This window comes from Natronobeatus ordinarius (assembly GCF_024362485.1).
In the GTDB taxonomy this organism is placed as follows: domain Archaea; phylum Halobacteriota; class Halobacteria; order Halobacteriales; family Natrialbaceae; genus Natronobeatus; species Natronobeatus ordinarius.
The window spans coordinates 3,912,846-3,928,412 of record NZ_CP101456.1; the positions used below are offsets into that span (position 1 = coordinate 3,912,846).

Sequence of the window (15,567 nt, forward strand, 5' to 3'; positions counted from 1 at the left end):
GTGCTCGTCCACCGCTCCCCGTTTTCCCGCTCAGAACTGATCCAGTCCTGTCTGGCTCGCCGCCGCCAGCACGTCCGCACACGTCGACCACGACTCCCGGGCGAACGGTGGCAGGGAGCCGTGTTCGTCGACGTACTCCTCGAGGAACCCTCGCGTTCGTGGATCGCTCGGATAGCCGCTGCCCACCTCGCCATAGTCGGCGGCGAGCGCGGCGACGTGGGCGTCGCGCTCGACCTTCGCGACGATGCTCGCCGCGCCGACGATCGGCGACTCGTCGTCGGCGCCGTGGCGGGCCTCGAGTGCGACCGCCGTCTCGCAGGCGTCGGCGACCCGCCTGGCAAACCGTCCGGCGTCGGTGTCACAGGCGTCACAGAGTCCCTCGATTGCGGATCCGATCCCGGCGTCGCCGATCGCGTCGTCGATCGCCGCGGCGTGGGCCTCCACCGCGAGCGTGTTCATGTCGGTCGCCGGGTCGTCGATGACGTCGACGGGGATCTCGGCGACGCCGACCCGGATACGGTCGTCCCCGCGTAACGTCGCGGCGAGCGCCTCCCGTCGCGCCGGCGCCAGTCGCTTTGAGTCGGCGATCCCGTCGGGCAGGTGCCCTCGCTCCTCGACGCAGACCGCCGCCGCGAACATCGAGCCGAACACGGGCCCCTTGCCGGCCTCGTCGACGCCGAACCTGACCATGCACTCGAGTGGTCCGGCCGGGAGCAAAATCCTTGCTCTCCGCGGCCACCGCAGTCATCGCGACCCGTCCGCGCTCGACTCGAGCGACGCTCACGCCGACCCTCACGGCGGAAGCAACACGTTCGGGCTCGGAGCTGAGTCTTCGATACCGGTACTACTGGCCGGCGTTTCGGACGCAGGGAAAATGAGCGGCCAGCTGGCTCTCACCGCTCTCGTCGGCCGGTTCCGGGCGACTGCGCTCGCACCCCGACCGGAATATTACCTCAAAACATCATAGACCTGGATTAGAATTCCCAGTAGGAATATTACTTAGGCAGGGCGGCGCCTCGGTCGAAACGACATGAACCGACGCACGTTCCTCGGGGCGGCCGGCACGACGATCACAGCGCCGTTCGTCGCCGGCTGCACCGGATCGGCGACGCGGACGATCACGCTCGACTGGGCCTACTACAACCCCGTGAGCCTCGTGATACGCGAGCACGGCTGGCTCGAGGAGGCGTTCGAAGCCGACGACGTCGAGGTCGAGTGGCTGTTGAGCCTCGGGAGCAACGAGGCGAACGAGTACTCCCAGAGCGGGGAGGCCGAGTTCGCCTCGACGGCCGGCATCGCGGCCCTGATGGCCCGGTCGAACGGTGTCCCCATCCGGACGCCCTACATCTATTCGAAGCCCGAGTGGACCGCCCTCGTCGCGAAGAGCGACACCGGGATCGAGTCGGTCGCCGACCTCGGGGGGACGTCGGTCGCCGCGACGCGCGGAACCGACCCGTACTTCTTCCTGCTGCAGGCGCTCGAGGAAGCCGGGTTGAGCGAGGACGACGCCGAGGTCGTCCACCTCCAGCATCCGGAGGGGCAGTCCGCGCTCGTTCAGGGTGACGTCGACGCGTGGGCCGGCCTCGACCCCCACATGGCGGAACTCGAGCTCGAACACGACGTCGACCTGTTCTTCCGTCGCCCCGGCTTCAACACGTATGGCTTCCTCAACGTGCTCGAGGGGTTCCTCGAAGACCACCCCGAGGACGTCGAGCGGGTGCTCGAGACGTACGAGCGCGGGCGGACGTGGGCCATCGACAACCCCGAAGCGACCGCCGGCATCCTCGCCGCCGAGTCGGAGCTGTCCGGACCGGTCGCCGAACGCGTCTTCGTCGACCGAACCGACCTCTCGAATCCGGTCCCGGGTGAAGAACACCGCAACCTGCTCACGGACCTCGCGCCGATCCTCCAGCGCGAGGGGATGGTCGACGAGGCGGTCGACCTCGAAACGAGCATCGACGAACTGATCGACGCCGAGACGGCACAGCCGGTGATCGAGTGATGGCGACGGTCGACGAACCGAATCGACGGTGGCTCGACGGCGAATCGCTGCCGTCGATCGACCGATTCCGGTGGCTCCTCGGGCTGGTCGTGCCGGCGATCCTCGTCGTCGTCTGGCACGTCCTCGTTACCGTGGGGGTCTTCGCCCCACACCAGCTCCCCGAACCGCTCGCGGTCGCCGGCACACTATATGGGATGGCGGCCAGCGGCGAGCTCTGGGGCCACGTGTCCATCACCGTCAGGCGGGTGGCCCTCGGCGTCCTCCTCGGCGTGATCGTGGGGATCGTCTTCGGCACGGCGACGGGACTGTTCGGGCTGGTCAGTGACCTGTTCGACCCGCTGCTCCAGAGCATGAAGAACATCCCCTCGCTCGCGTGGGTGCCCCTCTTCTTGCTCTGGTTCGGCATCGGCGAGGGCTCGAAGGTCGCACTCATCGCCCTCGGCGCGTTCTTCCCGGTCTACCTCAGCCTCTCGACCGGCATCCGCGACGTCGACGACGAGCTGCTCGAGGTCGTCGAGGTCTACGACGTCGGCCGACTCGAGGCGCTCCGGCGGGTCGTGTTTCCGGCCGCCCTCCCGAGCCTGCTGGTCGGGATCCGCGGGGGCGTCGGCCTCGCGTGGATGTTCGTCGTGGCGGCCGAACTCATCGCGGCGAGCCAGGGGATCGGATTTTTGCTGAGCGACGGGCGCGTCCTCTCTCGCCCCGACATCATCATCGGCTCGATCCTCCTGTTCGCCTTCTTGGGCAACCTCTCTGACCTCGGCGTGAAGGCGATCCAGCGACGCGTCGTCTACTGGCGGTGACCCATGCTCGAAACTCGAAATCTGACCAAACGCTACGACGAGACGGTCGCGCTGACCGACGTCGACTTCGCGGCCACGCCCGGCGAGTTCGTCGCCGTCGTCGGCCCGTCGGGCTGTGGGAAGAGCACCTTGTTGCGGGTGCTCGCGGGCCTCGAGCCAGACTTCGACGGAACGGTGACCGTCGACGAGCGGGCGGTCGGAAACGGCGGCAGCGACGACGTCGGCGTCGTCTTCCAGAACCCGCGGCTGCTCCCGTGGGCGTCCGTCCGCGAGAACGTTCGCCTCGCCTCTGAGGGGAGCCCGCCCGACGAGCGCATCGACGCCCTCCTCGAGCGCGTCGGCCTCGCGGGCTTCGAAACCGCGCTTCCCGGCGAGCTCTCCGGCGGGATGGCCCAGCGGGTTGCACTTGCCCGGGGGCTGGCCTACGAGCCCGCGGTACTCTTGCTGGACGAGCCGTTCAGCGCGCTGGACGCGCTGACGAAGGTCGAACAGCAAGAATTCGTCCTCGAGATCTGGCGGGACGTCGAGGCGACGATCGTCCTCGTCACCCACGATATCGAGGAAGCGGCGTTTCTCGCCGATCGCGTCGTCGCCCTCGGCGGCCAGCCCGGCACGGTCGTCGACGAGATCGACGTCGACGTCGACCGACCGCGCGAACGAACCGACGAGCGGCTGCTCGGCGTCCGCGACCGGATCACCGCTGCGCTCGGGCGCTGAGCTACCTGAAATATGCCTCGCGTTCGAACGGCTCGGCCTCGCCCTCGACGCCGGTCACGTCGAGCGCCGTCACCTCGGCGCCCGTCTCGAGCAGCCCGGCGAGGCTCGGCTCCGTCCGACCGTCGTCGCCACTTACCAGCTCCTTGATGTAGAGGCCGCCCTCGCCGTGGACGCGGACCTCCGCACGGGTGGGCTCGAGCAGTTCCCCCCCGATTCCGTACACCGTGCGCTCGCGAGTGAGGTTCGCTCGACGGTGGTCGACGCGCTGGGGTGTGTACTGTTCGACGGTCGTCCCGTCGAGGGCCTCGAGGGCCGCCGCGAACGTCGCCTCGTCGACCGGCTCGGCGAATTCGACGTCCGCGCGGTAGTGCTTGCTCGCGTCGTGTTCTTTGACGCGTTCGACCATCTCGTAGGTCGCCAGCCGGAGCCCCTCGACTTCGACCGCGCCGTCGGCGGCTGCGTTGATCTGCTCTTCGAGCGCCTCGACGTCGGGGCTGCGCTCTCGCGGCTGTTTCACCTCGAGGACGAACGGCCTGCCCTCCCCGAGCATGCGGGCGTCGACGTCCTCGCGGCCGGCACCGTGGAATTTCCCTTCGCGGCCGTCCATCGCCTCGACGACGTGCGGTCTGACGGTTTGCTCGACGCTCGTCTCGTACATGTACCCCGTCCCGTCGCAGTATGTACAGGGTTCTTCGCCCCCGTCGCCGAGCTGGACGCCACTACCGCCACACTCGCGGCAGGGCCACTCGGTCTGGGGGACGTCGCGCTCGAGCTTGCGGTAGCGGCCGTAGACGAACGCCGGGTTGACCTGAACGTCGACCGCGTGGCTCGTCACGGTGACCTCCTCGAGTGCCTCGAGGGGGTCGAACGCCTCGAGGTCGATGATCACGAGGACGTCCGGTCGCTCGAACTCCACGTCGGCACCCGTTTTCGCGCCGACGCGTCGGCCGACCTCGCGGTTGACCTCGCGCTTGAGCGATTCGCCGACGTCGGGGTCGAGCCCCGCGTCCTCGCGCAGCAGGCGCTCGTTCTCCTCACACAGCGGCGGCACCCGCGAGCCGAGCTGGTAGGTCTCGAAGTCGATTCCATCGAGTTCGGCGACGACGACGTCGGCCAGCGCGTCGAACGTCCCGCAGTAGCCCTCACAGACCCAGCAGTCGGCTTCCGCGACCGATTCGAACGGCTCGTCGTCCTCGAGGGCGAGAGCCGTCCGGAGTGCTCGTCCCCGTTCGGCGTTCGTCAGCCCGAAACTCCGGTCCGCGAAGGGGCGACCGAGACACGAGTCACAAACTGGCCCCGTTTCCAGGAGTGCGCGGACGTCCTCCGTGAGCGTCATGTCCCGTGAGTCGGCGCGCCGGGGGTAACACCCTTTCCCTTCGCGGTGAGCGTCGCTTTTCGCTGCCGGAACTCACGGTCAGTCCACGACACGTGGGTCCCGTCGTCATCAACCCACGACTGAAGTCGTGGGCTTCTGCCTCGATTGTCTGTGAGGGCCGATATGTTTGGTGTTATACTCAGCCTGGACCGCACTCGCCCGCGTACTCATCAGTAACTCGTTTCAACGAGTACTCTGTTCAATGGCCACTGTAGACGCGATCCAGCGCCTCGCCCGCCCGCACCACGGCGTCCTCTAAGTCCGGCCCGAGGGGCGATCCGACGACGATTCCGTCGACGTGCTCGGAGATTGCGGCGAATCGCTCGGCGACCTCGTCGGTGGTTCCGGCGACGCAGAAGGCGTCGATCATCTCGGGGGTGACGTGACCGAACGCCTCGCCAAGCTCGCCGCGCTCTAAGGCCTCGCTCACCGCGCTCGCGGCCTCGCGGTCGATACCGTGACGCTCGAGGACCGGCTCGGCTGCACCGCCAGCGATGAACGCCACCGGCGGGCGAGCGGCCTCCCGGGCCTCGTCGGCGTCGGCCGCGACGCTCACACTGGCAAAGGCGAGTGCCTCGAACTCGCCGTACTCGTCGGGCCGTTCCGCGAGGCCGATTTCCACCTGTTCAGCGGCCCACTCGAGGTCCGCCGGATGCGCAGCGTTGATCAGTGCCCCGTCGGCGTGTTTCGCGCTCATCCGGATCATGTGCGGGCCCTGGGCGCCGACGTAGACCGGAATCTCGCGGGGCTCGAGGTTGAGCGAGGCGTCTCGAGCGATGAACGTCCCCTCGTGGGTGACCGTCTCGCCCGCCCAGAGTTTTCGCGCGACGTCGAAACTCTCGAGGACGCGCCGGAGGGGCCGGTCGTGCTCGATCCCGAGGTTCGCGAGCGTCGAGCGGTCGCCGGGACCGATTCCGAACAGTCCCCGACCGCCGCTCACCTCGTCGATCGTCGCCGCGCGGCCGGCGAGGCTGACGGGGTGGGAGTCGTAGGGGTTGACGACGCCCGGCCCCAGCCGGAGTTCGTCGGTGGCGTCGGCCATCCGCGAGAGCGCGACGAACGGATCGCGGTTGAAGTAGTGGCTACTCGAGAACGCGGCGTCGAACCCCTCGGTCTCCGCGAGCGCGGCCAGGTCGGCGATTCGCTCGAGTGAGTGTTCGGGCGTGAGTTCGATCGCCCGCGTGATCCCCGTCATGGCTCGTAGCTCCACCCTCGCAGGGCCTGGCGAACGAAGTCGGTCTCGACCTCGCGGAACAGCTCGTTGCTCCCCTCGAGATCGCCGAACTCCCAGCCGCGAACGACGACCGCGGGCGTCCCGTCGGCCCCCTCGCCGGTGACGAGGTTCGCGGCCGCGGCGAGTTCGTCGACGATCGACTGGACCGTCACGCCGAGTTCCCGGCCGTCGCGGTCGCGCTCGCCGCGCCAGTCGCGACTCGCGGGCATTCCCGCCCAGCCGAGCGCGACGCCGCGCTGGCCGTGACGGAACGGCCGACCACAGGTGTCGGTGACGATCACGGGCACGTCGGTGGGCAGGCCTGCGCGGATGCGTTCGGCACTCGCCGTCGGGTTCTTCGGGAGCAACAGGAGGTCGTGATCCGGCACGTTCGAGCGATCGATTCCCGCGTTGACGGAGACGTGCCCGAACCGACTCTCGGTGAGCAAGAACGGCGCTTCCATCAACACCTCGGTACTCTCCTCGAGCACGGCCTGGGCGAACCGGGGGTCTTTCTCCTCACCCGTCAGCTCCTCGAGACGGCCGGCGATCTCCCGGGCTCGCGGGCTCGCGGGGAAGTCCGCGAGGTCGGCCGCTCGCCCCTCGGCTTTCGAGACGACCGTGCTCGCGATCGTCAGGACGTCGCCGGACTCGAGGTCGAACCGCTCGGCGACGAGGCCCGCGAGGTCGTCGCCGGGACGGATCTCCGGTACGTCCGCCACTGCGTGGAGTTCCATACCGGGTGGTCGAGAAGCGAGCTAAAAAGGCCACCGTCACCGGAGACGAACGCCGCTACGAACGTGATGGTACAGAAAGGATAGGGTCCTGATAACGGTTTCAAACCGACCTCTTATCCGATCGAGGAGCGTAGTATACTAGATAGCCAACTCTTTCGGTCGTTCGTTCGTCCACCAGCGAATAAGATACACGACAGAAGAGATCCAGAACGCAGCGAAGAAGACGTACGTTGCATCTCCGGCCGGATTGATCGAGTCGGTGGCCGTCCTCGAGAGCACGTATCCAGCAACGGCAACGACGGTCGGAGCGCCGATGTACGCGACGATCGGTGGCTGCCACGTCGCGTCCGCTGGGCGGGTGCGCTCGCCGTGGAGATACATCGCAACGACTGCCAACGGAGTTACCACCAGGGTCAGGCCAATCACGCCGAACACCGTTCCGATGAACGCGACCCCCGCTCGCGGGCCGAAGAAGGCAGTCCCGATAGTGAGGGGTGTGACTACAACGTACCCACTGATCGGGAGCAGCCAGCCGCCGGGAAGCGAAACGCGGGAAGCGAATCGATCGACGACTGCGGGCGCTAGCGGATAGCGCCACGCGGTTCCGAACGTCGCTTTCCCCATCGCGATGCATCCGACGACGAACGTCCACAACGGCACGAGCATCCACAGAAACAGCAGCGCAGAGATCACACTAACGGTGACAGTGGTGACTGGGGGAGAAAGGACGACAACGCCGGTAACCCCCTGACCCGTCAGCTCGGCGTAGGTGAACAGCGAACCGAACGTGACCACGGTCACCGCCAGCACGGTGAGGTGCCAATCGAGCGCGTTGCGGGCGTTTCGTCTGGTGAACTCGTTGGTCGAGAGGAGATACACCAGTCCGGCACCGATGGCACCGGTCGGAATCGCAACGAGGTGGACGAAGATACCACCGATCGATCGCTCCTCGAGGAGCGTCGGCCCCTCGGTCGTCGACGAACCGTGGGTGTGTTTGGGAGACATGGTTGCTCTACCGGTATCGCTCGACGACCTCGATCGAGCCGGGATACGCCCAGATCGATCCGAAGATCGCCTTCACCGTCGCGACGATAGTGTACACGAACGTGAGCAGTATGGCGACCATCAGAACGATCAGGAGAAGGATACCAACGATCGCGAACACCGTATCGAGCGGTGCTGGAAGCAGGGAGACCTCGGTTGGCTCTCCTCCCACGGTGATCTCGTCGGCACCGAGGAAGAACGTCACGAAGGTGACAATCCAGAGCGCGAAGACGGTGACATGCCAGTTGATGACGTGACGGGCGTTCGTCCGCGTGAACTCGTGGTCCGAAACGACGTAGACGACGATCGGTCCGAGAAATCCGGTAACCAGTCCGAGCAGGTGGACGAGGATGCCACCGATAGAGCGTTCGTCGAGCAGTTCGGGTCCGGCTGAAGTGGGTGTGGCTGTCATGGATATGCGGTAGTACGTGTGGGCACAGGGTGTGTTGTCACTCGGTTACGTCGAGGGAAGGAGGTTCAACGGGCCGTATCTGTCGCGAACCCATCGGGCTGTCCGTTCTGCAACGAGCAACGCCAGACTCACGAACAGGAGATCAAACGCGGTGTCCCAGAGAACGATATCGCTCTGGGTTCCGCTGGCGTCGGCACCGACGATCGTGAGCACGCCACCGAGTGCGAACAGTACCAGGCTCAACTGGAAGCCAGCGAGCACGAGGGTGCGGATCCCAGCCGTGTCCGAGAGCGTGAGGAATCCGCGGGTGGAGAGCCGATCCAGCGGGGTGGCTGCGTTCAGCGCACGTTTACCCTCGGGTGAGAGCGGCCATTTCGACTCCGGGTGGTTGATGTAGTACAGCGTGATCGAGTCGGGATACGTTTCGGTCGCGACGACGTCGATCTCCTGGAGTTCACGCAGCCGATTGCGGACGGTTGCCCTGCTGACGTCGGGCTTGATCCGCGCGTGCAGTTGGCGGATCGAAAAGAACGGACGGTCGGACTCGAGCATCGTCTCGACGACGTGCTCCTGTGTGAGCGTGTTATCGAGGTTCCGATCGATTCGTTCGTCGATCCAGGGCGGAATCACGGACACGGTATCACCACATCGTTGACGGGAGTGATTAAAACAGGGCAGCGATTTCGAGCGCACGAACCATGGTTTCACGGCCTCGAAACGGGTGCTCCTCCATTTTCACGAGCTGAGAATCCGTGGTAGAAGGCCATGAAACTCACGATTTCTGGAAAATGAAGCTCCGGATCGGTGTTCACCACCGCCGGTCAGTTCGAGCTGGCGAAACGGTAGTGGTGTCAGTGAACACGATCCATGAGCGCAGTTCAAGCTCGATCCCGGTGGCCAAACGCCGAGGCGATCTCCCCCCACCCTGACTCGACCATCGCAACGTTCCTCACGACGGCGAACGCGGCGGTCGTCAGGTCGCCACCGCCACTGCTGAGCGGTTGAGCGAAGACGTGCGAAGAATTTGCCAGCAAGGTCGAAAGCGATTCCCCTCGAGCCCGCCTCCGGACGCGTATGACCGGAACCGACGAGTACGAGACGAGCCACGTCGTCACGGCGTTCCTCCGGAGCCGTGGCGAGGTGTTACTGTGCAGGCGAAGCGACGACGTCGGCACGTATCAGGGTGCCTGGGGCGCCGTTTCGGGCTTCGCCGAGGGCGACCCCGACGCCCAGGTCCGGGCCGAAATCGCCGAGGAGACGGGACTCGAGGAGGCGGTCTCGCTGGTCCGCTCCGCCCACCCGATCCGGTTCGAAGACCCCGACCTCGGCCGCGAGTGGGTCGTCCACCCGTACCTCTTCGACTGTGAGCGCCGCGACGTCGAACTGAGCGCGGAACACGACGACGCCGAGTGGATCGCGCCGACGGCGATCCTCACCGGCGACCGCGAGACGGTACCGAAGCTGTGGGAGGCCTACGAGCGCGTCGCCCCCACCGTCCGCTCGATCGCCGCCGACGACGAGCACGGCGCGGCTGCCCTCTCGATTCGCGCACTCGAGGTCCTGCGCGACCGGGCGGGACTGCTCGTCCACGAGCGCGAGGTCGATGGTACAGATCCCGCCGAGGAGTGGGACGAACTCACGGCGCTCGCCCGGCGGCTGCTCGAGGCCCGGCCCGCGATGGCCGTCCTCAGAAACCGGGTGAACCGGGCGATGGCGAGTACAGAGGTGCGAAACGCGACTGCGGTGCTCGAGTCGACGATCGCGGGAATCGACCGCGCCCTCGAGGCCGATGAACGCGCGGCGGCGAACGCGAGCGAGTACGTCGAGGGCGCGGTGCTGACGCTCTCGCGGTCGGGAACGGTGCTCGAGGCGCTCCGGGCTGGCGACCCCTCGCGCGTGTTCGTCGCCGAGTCGCGGCCGCGGTGTGAGGGCGTCGACGTCGCCGAGGCGCTGTCGACGGCGGTGCCGGTGACGCTGCACACCGACGCGGCGGCGGCGCACGTCCTCTCGCGGGAGCGGGTCGACTGCGTGCTCGTCGGGGCCGACACCGTCCTGCCCGACGGTCGCGTCGTGAACAAGACCGGGACGCGAGCGCTGGCGATCGCCGCCGCCCGAGAGGGCGTGCCGGTGTACGCCGTGGCCGCCACGGACAAGACCTCGACGCGCGAGTCGATCAACCTCGAGTCCGGTTCGAGAAACGCCGTCTACGAGGGCGACGCGACACTCGACGTGCTAAACCCGACGTTCGACGTGACCCCTGCCGACTGCCTGACGGGAATCGTCACCGAACGCGGGACGCGCTCGAGTGTGGAACTCGAGGGGGTGGCCGCGGAGTTGCGGGGACTCGAGGGGTGGGGCTGAATCGACGGCGGTGGAACTGAAGCGACAGACGGAAAGGCCCACCGGCCCTAAATCGCGTGGGGCGGCCATGACGAAAAGTTACCCCCACCGAGCCCCGTGTGACGACGCTTTTCACCCGAGCCGCCCACCTTCGTGCGAAGATTGAATCTCCCCTCGTTCGTACCGGTCGGTATGTCACCTACACTCGAGCTGTCGCGACTGGGTGTCCACGAATCGGTCGAACCGGTGTTTCCGCCGGAGCGACTCGTGACAGAGCTGTCCGACCTGCCGTTCGACGTGCGCGTGATCGACGACGAGCGGATCGGCGACTGCGACGCCGTCGTCACCCTCGCACACCGCGAGGCCTTTTGTGACCTCGAGTGGGTCCACTCGATCCAGGCGGGCGTCGACCGGTTTCCGGAAGAGACGTTCGCCGAGCGGGGCGTCGTCCTCACGAACAGCACGGGGATCCACGACCGGACGGTCGGCGAGACCGTCGCGGGCTACCTGCTCGCGTTCTCCCGGCGACTGCACCGCTACGTCGAGAACCAGGCCGACCGGACCTGGGAACGCCCCGCGTGGGACGAGGCGTTCACCCTGCCTGGAAGCACGGCCTGCGTCGTCGGCACCGGGACGCTCGGGAGCGGCGTCGCCGAGGTCGTCGGCTCGCTCGGCGTTCGAACCGTCGGCGTTCGGCGCTCGGCGGAACCCGTCCCCGGCTTCGACGAGGTGTACGCCGTCGAGGACCTCCACGAGGCGATCGCCGACGCCGACTTCGTCGTGATCACGGTACCGCTGACCGACGAGACCCGCGGCCTGTTCGGTCCCGAGGAGTTCGCCGCGATGCGCGACGACGCCTACGTCGTGAACGTCGCTCGAGGCCCCGTCGTCGACGAGGGGGCGCTGATCGACGCCCTCGAGCGGGACGCTCTCGCCGGGGCCGCTCTCGACGTCTTCGAGACCGAACCGCTCCCCGAGTCGTCGCCGCTGTGGGGGATGGAGGAGGTGATCGTCACCCCCCACTGTGCGGCCTACACCCGCGACTACTTCCGCGACGTCGGCGGGATCGTCCGCGAGAACGTCGAGCGACTCGGGTCCGGGACGGCGCTGTACAACCGCGTCGTCTGACGTTCCCGTCGCTGCCGATTGCGACGTTGCTCTCGGTTACGAGTTGTTCGCGACAGCAACGTGGGCTCGGGCGGATTTGAACCACGGTCGGACGTGCTCGCTTCGCTGCGCGCGACCTCCCTGATTCGAATCCCGCAGTGCCGTCCGCACGGCTCACTGTCGTTCGCCGGCGGGCGGGCGTGACGGGATTCGAACCGCTGACCGTTATGTGGCTGCGTCGGTAACGCCACCCATGGAGTTCGAAGGCGAGTTTCCCAAGACGCTGCCCGCGCTGTTCTCGAAGGCGTTCGCCCGTCGACCGGAGCGAACCGCGGTGCTCACCGACGACGGCTCGCTCACCTACGGCGAGCTCGACCGCCGGTCGACCGCGCTCGCGAACGCCCTCGTCGATCTCGGCGTCGAACCCGAGGATCGGGTCGCGACGCTGCTGTCGAACCGGCTCGAGGGGCCGATCGTCGATCTCGCCATCTTCAAAGCCGGGGCGACCCGGCTGCCGATCAACCCGACGCTGTCGACGGACGAACTCGCGTACCTGCTGGCGGATTCCGGCGCGACGACGATCGTCTGTGACGCCGACCGGACGGGCGACGTCGACGGGCTCCCGTCGGACGGCTCGCTCACGACCCGGATCGCCGTCGCCCGTTCGCTCGGAGCCAACGACGCGGCCGGATCGACGTCGCCCGACGGGTGGCACGCGCTCGAGGCACTCGAGGACGCGGGCGACGCCGAGTCCGCACCCGACGTCGCCGTGCGCCCGGAGTCGATCGCCGGCCACTTCTACACCGGCGGGACGACCGGGAAGCCGAAGGGAGTGCTGTACAGCCACGCCTGCCTGACCGTCAACTTCTACGCCCACCTGATGGAGCTCGGCTTCTCGGACGCCGACACGGGGCTCGTCTCGACGCCGCTGTCACACTCCGGCGGGACGTTCCTGCTGTCGGGGCTGCTCGCCGGCGGCACGGTCGTCGTCCAGGACGGGTTCGACGTCGACCGGGCCGTCGCGGCCGTCGACGCACACGACGTGAGCTGGACGTTCCTCGTGCCGACGATGCTGTACCGGCTGCTCGACGCCGGCGTCGAGCCAGCCGACGTCCCCGCCCTCGAGCGGGTGATCTACGGCGCGGCCCCGATCCAGACCGACCGGCTCGAGGAGGCGATCGACCGGTTCGGACCCGTGTTCGTCCAGTTCTACGGCCAGACGGAGGTGCCGAACCTGATCACGACGCTCGACCGACGCGACCACGAACTGGCGCTCGAGACCGGCGACGAGGAGCTGCTTCGCTCGGCGGGGCGACCGTGTCTGCTCACCGACGTCCGCATCGTCGACCTCGAGACCGGCGAGCCGGTGTCGACGGGCGAGCGCGGCGAAGTGACCGTCCGCTCGCCGTACGCCTTCGAGTCGTACCACGAGCGCCCGGAGGCGACCGAAACGACCCTGCGCGACGGCTGGGTCTGGACCGGCGACGTGGGGCGCGTGGACGAGGACGGCTACCTCTACTTGCTCGACCGGAGCAGCGACGTCGTCGTCACCGGCGGGCTGAACGTCTACACCCGCGAGGTCGAAGAGGTGCTCGGCAACCACCCCGCCGTGGCAGAGGTGGCCGTCATCGGCGTCCCTCACGAGGAGTGGGGCGAGGCCGTCCACGCGGTCGTGGTGGTCGACGAGGGAGCCGACGTCGACGCGGCAGCACTTCGCGAGTACGCCGGCGAGCGGCTCGCAGGCTACAAGAAACCGAAGGCCGTCGAGTTCGTCGACGCGCTCCCCGAGACGCCGCTCGGCAAGCCCGACAAGGACACACTGCGCGACCGCCACTGGGACGACGACCGGCGGATCGGCTGATCGCTACCCGGACAGGGAGACGAACGTCGCACCCACGACGATCACGAGCGCCGATGCACCCACCCGCCACGTGACGTGCTCGAGGCGTCGCGGGAGCAAGAGCAGGGAGAGGACGACCACGAGCAGCGGCGTGAGCTGCAACAGCGGCATGACGAGGACGACGGGGGCGACCTCGAGCGCCGCGAAATAGGCGAGGAAGGCAATCGTCGTCGAGACGCCGGCTCCGACGTACCACGCGGTCGACGCGCGCCGGAGCGGAATCCGGCGGAGCGAGCCCGTCCACGCGAGGTAGCCGACGAACCCGATCGTCGCCACGCCCGCCATGACGACGATGCCGGGGAGGATCGCCGTCCCTTCGACCAGCCCGATCGAAACGAAGATCGGTTCGATACCGATACAGATGGCCGCGCCCAGCGGGAGCAAGAGCGTCGTCCCCGTCTCCCGGATCGACTGCTCCGCTCGCGACGAAGCGGCCGTCTCCCAGGAGACGACCGCGAGCCCGCCGACGATTAACACGATGCCCAGAAAGTGAATCACCGTCAGCCGCTCGCCGAGAAAGAGCACGGCGAATATCGTCGCGAAGAGGACGTTCGAGGCGATCACGGGCGAGGTGAGACTCGCCCCAATCTCCTCGATGCTCTTGAACATGAGGAGACGGGCGACGAACATCCCCGCGATGCCGGCCGCGGCGAACGCAGCGAACGACGTCGGCGTGAACAGGGCCGTGTACGGCGGCTCGTACAGCACCAGCACGGGCGGCGCGACCAGCACCACGTTACACCCCAGGACGACGAGCACCGCATCGCTCACCTCACCGTCGACCGTTCCTAACCGAATGCAGAGAAACTGGCCGGCGAAGCCGACGGCTCCGACGATCGCAAAGAGTACGCCGAGCGTCCAGTCCGATACCTCGAGCGGCACGCCAACGACTTTCGTCCCTGGATGGATAACCGCTCTGGAATCCTCACCGCGGCATCGATACTGACTGCTGGACGAGCGTTTCGGCCCAGCTGCGACCGATCCGGCAGCCGTGCCGGTCGCTCGGCACAGCAGCTCGATGCCCTACCGTTCTGGAACGCCGTAATCGACGTGAACGTGTGGCGTACTCGGCGATTCCGGCGCGGGGACGCCGTTCCAGTCGACGAGGTGCACGTTGGCCATCCGACCGGAGAACCGAAAGCGCTGGACGCCGGTCTCGATCGCTCCTTCCGCCGCTCGATCCGAGACGACGACCGCTTCCTCGAGCGGGTCGGCGTCGACCATCTCGATCGCACCGTCGACGCTGATCTCGTAGTTCGAAGGAACGCCGCGTCCGATAATCGTGACCCGATTGGGGAGTCCTGCTTCAGGTGGCATACCTCGAAGAGTCGAGTACGGGGCTATAAACTTTCCTGTCGAGAAATCGGTAGGTGCACGAGACAGTGCGCCACGAGCGAATTCACCTGTTCACGCTATTTAGGGACTCTGGTCCGGTCAGAGGTGGCATCTACGAATTGCTTGGTTATCCGCTCGTTCAATTACTTCAAAGCTGATACCTCTGGCGTGTTCCGGGACGCTCTCGAGACCTCATCGACGTTCAACCGGTGTCAAAAACGGTTGTGGTCGTCCGGAGTGAGTACGAATTGAGTCCTGGGAGAAGACCGCTGGTTCAGTTTGACCTCCTCCACGCCCTGAGGACGTGGAATCCGCCCATCGGAGTTCCGCCGAGCGTGGCGTTCGAGGTTCCAACCCGCACTCGAGGGGAACCGGCGACACACCGGGGGAACTCTCGTTTCCTCCCTGTATAGGGCTGTGGCCCGGTCAAACAGGCCCCATCGGAACCCGTGTCATCGCCGTGCGAACCACCGCTAATTCGCCGCCCCTTGTGGTTCGGGGCCGGCATCTCACTGATTCCGTAGCACTCCGTACTACACGGGACCACAGAAAAACGGTTGCGGTGGGAAATCCGACAGCCGC

General features: G+C 67.1%; 15 protein-coding genes. 6 read left to right on the forward strand and 9 right to left on the reverse strand.

The window, feature by feature from the left end; genetic code table 11:
• Positions 1-30 precede the first annotated feature (30 nt).
• Positions 31-690: a ribonuclease HII gene (gene rnhB, locus NMQ09_RS19660; RefSeq protein WP_255192261.1), complete on the reverse strand. Its 660-nt coding sequence runs from the start codon at positions 688-690 to the stop codon at positions 31-33.
• A 340-nt stretch (positions 691-1,030) separates the two neighbouring features.
• Here rnhB and NMQ09_RS19665 point away from each other — a divergent pair, with 340 nt between their 5' ends.
• Genes NMQ09_RS19665 through NMQ09_RS19675 form a run of 3 tightly spaced genes read left to right on the forward strand, consistent with a single transcriptional unit; the run spans position 1,031 to position 3,522 of the window.
• Positions 1,031-2,002: an aliphatic sulfonate ABC transporter substrate-binding protein gene (locus tag NMQ09_RS19665; protein WP_255192262.1), complete on the forward strand. Its 972-nt coding sequence runs from the start codon at positions 1,031-1,033 to the stop codon at positions 2,000-2,002.
• Positions 2,002-2,805: an ABC transporter permease gene (locus NMQ09_RS19670; RefSeq protein WP_255192263.1), complete on the forward strand. Its 804-nt coding sequence runs from the start codon at positions 2,002-2,004 to the stop codon at positions 2,803-2,805. Before NMQ09_RS19665 ends, NMQ09_RS19670 begins: the two co-directional genes overlap by 1 nt.
• 3 nt (positions 2,806-2,808) lie before the next feature.
• Entirely contained in the window at positions 2,809-3,522 is a 714-nt protein-coding gene (locus NMQ09_RS19675) for an ABC transporter ATP-binding protein (protein WP_255192264.1), read from the forward strand.
• 1 nt (position 3,523) lies between these two features.
• Here the strand turns inward: NMQ09_RS19675 and NMQ09_RS19680 are convergent, their stop codons facing one another.
• From NMQ09_RS19680 to NMQ09_RS19705, 6 genes are all read right to left on the reverse strand, one after another.
• A complete protein-coding gene (locus tag NMQ09_RS19680; protein WP_255192265.1) occupies positions 3,524-4,858 on the reverse strand; it encodes a tRNA pseudouridine(54/55) synthase Pus10 in 1,335 nt (444 codons plus the stop codon).
• Positions 4,859-5,096: 238 nt separating this feature from the next.
• Positions 5,097-6,092 carry a 5,10-methylenetetrahydromethanopterin reductase gene (locus tag NMQ09_RS19685; protein WP_255192266.1) on the reverse strand — a complete coding sequence of 332 codons (996 nt, stop codon included), beginning with the start codon at positions 6,090-6,092 and terminating at the stop codon, positions 5,097-5,099.
• A complete protein-coding gene (locus tag NMQ09_RS19690) occupies positions 6,089-6,847 on the reverse strand; it encodes a coenzyme F420-0:L-glutamate ligase (RefSeq protein WP_255192267.1) in 759 nt (252 codons plus the stop codon). The genes NMQ09_RS19685 and NMQ09_RS19690 overlap by 4 nt, the downstream gene beginning before the upstream one ends.
• A 138-nt stretch (positions 6,848-6,985) precedes the next feature.
• Positions 6,986-7,852 (reverse strand): magnetosome magnetite crystal formation protein family, encoded by an 867-nt coding sequence (locus tag NMQ09_RS19695; protein WP_255192268.1) that lies wholly within the window; start codon positions 7,850-7,852, stop codon positions 6,986-6,988.
• A 7-nt stretch (positions 7,853-7,859) separates the two neighbouring features.
• Positions 7,860-8,303 (reverse strand): magnetosome magnetite crystal formation protein family, encoded by a 444-nt coding sequence (locus NMQ09_RS19700; RefSeq protein WP_255192269.1) that lies wholly within the window; start codon positions 8,301-8,303, stop codon positions 7,860-7,862.
• 45 nt (positions 8,304-8,348) lie between these two features.
• Positions 8,349-8,939: a helix-turn-helix domain-containing protein gene (locus NMQ09_RS19705; protein WP_255192270.1), complete on the reverse strand. Its 591-nt coding sequence runs from the start codon at positions 8,937-8,939 to the stop codon at positions 8,349-8,351.
• 438 nt (positions 8,940-9,377) lie between these two features.
• Here NMQ09_RS19705 and NMQ09_RS19710 point away from each other — a divergent pair, with 438 nt between their 5' ends.
• From NMQ09_RS19710 to NMQ09_RS19720, 3 genes are all read left to right on the forward strand, one after another.
• Entirely contained in the window at positions 9,378-10,664 is a 1,287-nt protein-coding gene (locus NMQ09_RS19710) for an eIF2B alpha/beta/delta subunit family protein (RefSeq protein ID WP_255192271.1), read from the forward strand.
• A 171-nt stretch (positions 10,665-10,835) separates the two neighbouring features.
• Complete coding sequence (gene ddh, locus NMQ09_RS19715; RefSeq protein WP_255192272.1) at positions 10,836-11,771, forward strand: D-2-hydroxyacid dehydrogenase; 936 nt, start codon at positions 10,836-10,838, stop codon at positions 11,769-11,771.
• Positions 11,772-12,003: 232 nt separating this feature from the next.
• Positions 12,004-13,611, forward strand: a complete 1,608-nt coding sequence (locus NMQ09_RS19720; RefSeq protein ID WP_255192273.1) for an AMP-binding protein — start codon at positions 12,004-12,006, stop codon at positions 13,609-13,611.
• 3 nt (positions 13,612-13,614) lie between these two features.
• On the opposite strand, the gene NMQ09_RS19725 is transcribed toward NMQ09_RS19720, so the two are convergent.
• Positions 13,615-14,532, reverse strand: coding sequence for an EamA family transporter (locus NMQ09_RS19725; RefSeq protein ID WP_255192274.1), 918 nt, complete (start codon positions 14,530-14,532; stop codon positions 13,615-13,617).
• Positions 14,533-14,673: 141 nt separating this feature from the next.
• Positions 14,674-14,967 (reverse strand): hypothetical protein, encoded by a 294-nt coding sequence (locus NMQ09_RS19730; protein WP_255192275.1) that lies wholly within the window; start codon positions 14,965-14,967, stop codon positions 14,674-14,676.
• Between the last annotated feature and the right edge of the window lie 600 nt (positions 14,968-15,567).